Below are 5394 nucleotides of genomic sequence, written 5' to 3' on the forward strand. Positions count from 1 at the left end.
GCGGAGCTGCGGGTCGGTGACCGCGTCGTCGGCCATGCCGGTGAGCTGCACCCGCGCGTGTGCAAGGCGTACGGCGTCCCAGCCCGCTCAGCCGTGGCCGAGATCGACCTCGACGCCCTGCTGGAGCATGCAACTGCCATCGCCGCGGCTCCGCTCTTCTCGTCCTACCCGGTCGCGAAGGAGGACGTGGCCCTGGTCGTCGACGCCTCTGTGCCCGCCGCGGCGGTCGAGGCCGCCCTGCGCGAGGGCGCCGGCGAGTTGTTGGAGTCGATCCGGCTCTTCGACGTCTACACCGGCGACCAGATCGGCGAGGGCAAGAAGTCGCTGGCGTATGCGCTGCGGTTCCGGGCTGCCGACCGGACCCTCAAGGAGGGCGAGGCCGCCGCCGCGCGCGAGGCCGCTGTCGCTCTCGCAGCGCAGCGTACGGGCGCGGTCCAGCGCTGACCCGACCAAGGATGGCGGTGGTTCACGCTCACCCGTTGGCTGTGAGCCACCGCCACCGTCAGTTGATCGGGTGCGACACGATCGCGCGGAAGCGGTCGAGCATCGACCGGTCACCGGCGATCGACAGCTCGGTGTCGTCGCCCCGGTGCCAGAGCCAGGCGTCGAGGGCGGCGGCCGGGCCGTCGATCACGACGTCGGGCTCGGCGTCGACGGGTTCCTCGACGAGATGGAAGTCCTCCTCTGCGGAGATGACGTCGCCACTGTCGGGGTCGGTGCCACTGAAGAGCCCGAACTGGGCCCACAGCTCGTCGCCGGTGTCGGTGCAGTCGAGCCGGGCGTAGTGGGGAAGCGGCTCCCAGGATCCCCACCGCGGGCAGCCACCGAACATCACCCCGATCATCTCCGCGACGCCGTCGGCGGCGAGGTTGGCGTCCACCTCGACGGACGTCACCCGAGCGGTCTGCTCGGCGTCGAGCCGATGAACGAGCGCCTCGTGGGCCTGGCGGCGGAGGATGAACCCGACCGTGTGGTCGTCCGACCACGTCCACGCCTCGGCCTTCGGGTCGACTCCCTCCAGGGCGCTGCTCAGCACAGCGGACCATTCGTCGAAGGCACGCAGCACCTCGGCGTACGCCGCAGGCCGCTCCGGCTCCTGCGCCTCATCGACCTCCGCCGGCCGATCGATGAGCGCCGTGCTCCAGAACCACTGCACGCTGGTGAGGTGCCAGAGCAGGTCCTCGGCCGACCAGTCGGGACAGGTGGGCACCCGGGCGGCGGGATCGCAGGTGGCGAGGACGTCGCGGAAGCGGGCGGACTCGACGCGGATGTGCTCGAGATAGGTCTCGGGGGTCAGCAGGGTCATGTCCTCAACCTAGGATGCGCCGTCAACGCTGGCACGCGAATTTCGACCTGTCGGCGAATGACCATACGGTTTGATGTATAGTCATGCACATGTCTGCATCGTTCTCCATCGCCGTGGCCGGCGCCAGCGGCTATGCCGGCGGCGAAGTGCTCCGCCTGCTGCTCGGCCACCCGCACGTGACGATCGGCTCGCTGACCGCCGGCAGCAATGCCGGTGAACGGCTCGGTTCGTTGCAGCCGCACCTGCTGCCGCTGGCGGATCGCATCCTCGAGCCGACCACGGTGGAGACGCTGTCCGGGCACGACGTGGTCTTCCTCGGCCTCCCGCACGGGCAGTCGGCCGAGATCGCGGCGGCTCTCGGCGACGACGCGGTGGTGATCGACTGCGGAGCGGACTTCCGTCTCACCGACGCCGCCCAGTGGGAGAAGTTCTACGGCGGGCAGCACGCCGGATCGTGGCCCTACGGCCTGCCCGAGCTCGCCGAGCAGCGACAGGCGCTGTCCGGCGCCCGGCGCATCGCCGTGCCCGGCTGCTATCCCACGGTGTCCACGCTCGCCATCGCCCCGGCGTTGGCGGCCGGTCTGGTCGAGCCCGACGTCACGGTCGTGGCCGCCAGCGGGCTGAGCGGGGCGGGCAAGTCCCTCAAGGCGCACCTCCTGGGCAGTGAGTCGATGGGCAACGCCAGTGCCTACGGCGTCGGTGGCGTCCACCGGCACACCCCCGAGATCACCCAGAACCTCGCTCTCGTCCACCACGGCCGGGTCCGGGTGAGCTTCACCCCGATGCTGGTTCCCATGTCGCGTGGCATCCTGGCCACCGTCTCGGCGCCTCTGGTCGCCGACCCCACCGAGGAGCAGGCGCGGGCGGCCTACGCCGCGGCGTACGACCACGAGCCCTTCATCCACCTGCTGCCCGCCGGCCAGTGGCCGCAGACCAAGGCGGTCGTCGGTTCGAACGCCGTGCACGTCCAGGTCGCCGTCGACGAGACGGCCGGTCGACTCGTCGCCGTGGCTGCCATCGACAATCTCACCAAGGGCACCGCCGGTGCCGCCGTGCAATGCATGAACCTCGCCCTGGGCCTCGACGAGACCACCGGGCTCTCCACGATCGGACTCGCGCCATGAATGACTCGACCACCCCCCGGACCTTCACGCTGCTGCAGTTCCCCGAGAAGCTCGCGATCGTGCGCCTCGGGCCTGGAGCCGAGATCCCGAAGTGGGCCGAGTCGGCGAGCCTGATGTCGGTCACCGCGACCGCCACCGAGACCAGCCTGATCTGCGCGACCCGGTCGGTGCCGACCAAGACGCCGAGCATCAAGCCGCTGACGGCGTTCCAGGTGCGTGGCCCGCTCGACCCCGATGCGATCGGCATCCTGTCCGGCCTGCTCACGCCGCTGGCCGAGGCGGAGATCCCCGTCTACACCCTGTCCACCTTCGACACCGACTGGATCATGGTCCGGCTCGTCGACGGCGAGAAGGCGACCGAGGCCTGGCGACGACAGGGTCACACCGTGACCGCCGCCGTTCCCGCCAAGCCCATCAAGAAGTCGAGCCCTCCCGGAAAGACGAAGACCAAGAAATGACCATCACCCACCCCGCCGGCTTCACGGCCTCCGGAGTCGTCGCCGGCCTCAAGTCGACCGGTGCGAGGGACCTCGCCCTCCTGGTCAACCACGGCCCGACCTTCGACTCCGCGAGCGTCTTCACGGCCAACCGCTGCAAGGCCAACCCGGTGCTGTGGAGCCAGGAGGTCGTCAAGGATGGCACGGTCAAGGCCGTCGTCCTCAACTCCGGCGGCGCCAACTGCTACACCGGGGCCGACGGCTTCCAGACCACGCACGCAGTGGCCGAGAAGGTCGCGGAGCTCGTCGGCATCGGCGCCCTTGACGTGGTGGTCTGCTCGACCGGTCTCATCGGCCTCGCCAACGACCGCAGCGACCTGCTGAGCGGTGTCGAGAGCGCGTACTCAGCGCTGTCGGCCGACGGGGGAGTGGCCGCCGCCGAGGCGATCATGACCACCGACTCCGTAGCCAAGAACGTCGTCGTCGAGGGCGCGGGCTGGTCCATCGGCGGTATGGCGAAGGGCGCGGGCATGCTCGCGCCGCAGCTCGCGACCATGCTGGGCGTGATCACCACCGACGCGGTCGTGCCGGCCGCCGAGCTCGACGCCGCCCTGCGTGCGTCGACGAGGGTCAGCTTCGACCGCCTCGACTCCGACGGCTGCATGTCCACGAACGACACCGTCACCGTGATGGCCAGCGGTGCCAGCGGCATCACGCCCACCCCGGAGGACTTCACTGCTGCGCTGACCCAGGCCTGCACGGACTTGGCGATGCAGCTGCTCAAGGACGCCGAGGGCGCAGACCACGAGATCGCGATCACGACCCTGAACGCCGCGTCCGAGGACGACGCCGTCGAGGTCAGCCGCAGCGTCGCCCGCAGCAACCTGTTCAAGGCGGCCGTCTTCGGTCGAGACCCCAACTGGGGCCGGGTGCTCGCGAGCATGGGCACCACCGACGCGGTCTTCGACCCCGCCGACCTCGACGTCGCGATGAACGGCGTCTGGGTCTGCCGCAACTCCACGCCGGCCGAGGACCCCTCGGGCGTCGACCTGACCGGCCGCGAGGTCACGGTCACCATCGATCTGAAGTCCGGCGACGCCCGGGCCACGGTGTGGACCAACGACCTCACGCACGCCTACGTCCACGAGAACAGCGCGTACAGCTCATGAGGTCACCGCGCGTTGCCGCTCGCTGCGCTCACGCCTCCGCAGGGACCCCGACATGAAGACCGATGCGAAGACCCTGGCCGCCGCCCTGCCGTGGCTGAAGCAGTACCACGGCAAGGTGATCGTGGTGAAGTACGGCGGCAACGCCATGACCAATGACGTGCTGAAGAAGGCGTTCGCCGAGGACATCGCGTTCCTGCGGTTCGCCGGCTTCAAGCCCGTCGTCGTGCACGGTGGCGGCCCGCAGATCTCAGCGATGCTCAAGCGGCTCGACATCACCTCGGAGTTCCGTGGTGGCCTGCGGGTCACCACGCCCGAGGCGATGGACGTGGTCCGGATGGTGCTGGTCGGGCAGGTGCAGCGCGAGCTCGTCGGCCTGATCAACCAGCACGGCCCGCTCGCCGTCGGCCTGTCCGGTGAGGACGCCGGCCTCTTCACCGCCAAGGCGACAAACACCATCGTCGATGGCGAGGAGGTCGACCTCGGGCTCGTCGGCGAGGTCGCCCACGTCCGCCCCGAAGCCGTCGAGGACCTCGTCGCGGCCGGACGCATTCCGGTCATCTCCAGTGTGGCCCCCGACATCGACGGCCTGGTCCACAACGTCAATGCCGACACCGCGGCCGCCGCGCTCGCGATCGCGCTCGGCGCGGAGAAGCTGCTCGTCCTCACCGACGTGGAGGGGCTCTACCTCGACTTCGGCAACTCCGACGACGTCATCCAGGAGATCGGCCCCGAGGCGCTGGGCGAGATGCTGCCGTCGCTCGACGCCGGCATGGTGCCCAAGATGACCGCCTGCCACCAGGCCGTGAGCAACGGTGTGCCGCGCGCCACCGTCGTCGACGGACGCGAGCCCCACGCCGTACTCCTCGAGATCTTCACCGACGAGGGAGTCGGCACCCAGGTGCTGCCCGGCGTCGCCACGAAGCTCCGGAAGGCACTGTCCGCGCAAGGAGGAGACGCATGAGCGAGCGAGTCATTCAACACCGTGCGAGATGTGCCTCATGCGGGCACGGAGCGAAGCGAGTACGCGCATGAGCTGGCAGGAACGCTACGAGTCCTCGCTGATGAACACCTTCGGCACGCCCAAGCTGCTGCTCGTCCGCGGACAGGGCGCCCACGTGTGGGACGCCGACGGTCGGGAGTACGTCGACTTCCTCGGCGGCATCGCCGTCAACGCCCTCGGACACGCCCATCCGGCGATCGTCGAGGCCGTCACCACGCAGCTGGAGACCCTCGGCCACGTCTCGAACTTCTTCGCCTCCGAGCCGCAGCTGACCCTCGCCGAGCGCCTGCTCGGGCTGCTCGGGGTACCGGGGCGGGTCTTCTTCACCAACTCCGGCACCGAGGCCAACGAGGCCGCG

General features: G+C 69.9%; 6 protein-coding genes and 1 pseudogene. 6 read left to right on the top strand and 1 reads right to left on the bottom strand.

Annotated elements, in window-relative coordinates; genetic code table 11:
- Positions 1-444 (top strand): annotated as a pseudogene (locus tag RMO85_RS12800) (phenylalanine--tRNA ligase subunit beta); the annotation flags it as partial.
- Positions 445-502: 58 nt separating this feature from the next.
- Here RMO85_RS12800 and RMO85_RS12805 read toward each other — a convergent pair.
- Entirely contained in the window at positions 503-1306 is an 804-nt protein-coding gene (locus RMO85_RS12805; protein WP_310529109.1) for a maleylpyruvate isomerase N-terminal domain-containing protein, read from the bottom strand.
- 83 nt (positions 1307-1389) lie between these two features.
- Between RMO85_RS12805 and argC the strand changes: the two genes are divergently transcribed.
- The 5 genes from argC to RMO85_RS12830 all read left to right on the top strand — a co-directional run.
- Positions 1390-2430 (top strand): N-acetyl-gamma-glutamyl-phosphate reductase, encoded by a 1041-nt coding sequence (gene argC, locus RMO85_RS12810; RefSeq protein ID WP_310529110.1) that lies wholly within the window; start codon positions 1390-1392, stop codon positions 2428-2430.
- A complete protein-coding gene (locus tag RMO85_RS12815; protein WP_310529111.1) occupies positions 2427-2888 on the top strand; it encodes an ACT domain-containing protein in 462 nt (153 codons plus the stop codon). Before argC ends, RMO85_RS12815 begins: the two co-directional genes overlap by 4 nt.
- Entirely contained in the window at positions 2885-4036 is a 1152-nt protein-coding gene (gene argJ / locus RMO85_RS12820) for a bifunctional glutamate N-acetyltransferase/amino-acid acetyltransferase ArgJ (protein WP_310529112.1), read from the top strand. The genes RMO85_RS12815 and argJ overlap by 4 nt, the downstream gene beginning before the upstream one ends.
- A 52-nt stretch (positions 4037-4088) precedes the next feature.
- Entirely contained in the window at positions 4089-4997 is a 909-nt protein-coding gene (gene argB / locus RMO85_RS12825; RefSeq protein ID WP_310529113.1) for an acetylglutamate kinase, read from the top strand.
- 67 nt (positions 4998-5064) lie between these two features.
- Positions 5065-5394 (top strand): aminotransferase class III-fold pyridoxal phosphate-dependent enzyme (locus RMO85_RS12830; protein ID WP_310529114.1); only part of this gene is annotated, 330 nt, incomplete at its 3' end.

It is taken from the genome of Nocardioides sp., assembly GCF_031422975.1.
GTDB lineage: Bacteria > Actinomycetota > Actinomycetes > Propionibacteriales > Nocardioidaceae > Nocardioides.

Excerpts from the sequence above, each read along its gene's own strand:
- RMO85_RS12805 (WP_310529109.1), bottom strand. The coding sequence starts at position 1,306 with ATGACCCTGCTGACCCCCGAGACCTATCTCGAGCACATCCGCGTCGAG.
- argC (WP_310529110.1), top strand. The coding sequence starts at position 1,390 with ATGCACATGTCTGCATCGTTCTCCATCGCCGTGGCCGGCGCCAGCGGC.
- RMO85_RS12815 (WP_310529111.1), top strand. The coding sequence starts at position 2,427 with ATGAATGACTCGACCACCCCCCGGACCTTCACGCTGCTGCAGTTCCCC.
- argJ (WP_310529112.1), top strand. The coding sequence starts at position 2,885 with ATGACCATCACCCACCCCGCCGGCTTCACGGCCTCCGGAGTCGTCGCC.
- argB (WP_310529113.1), top strand. The coding sequence starts at position 4,089 with ATGAAGACCGATGCGAAGACCCTGGCCGCCGCCCTGCCGTGGCTGAAG.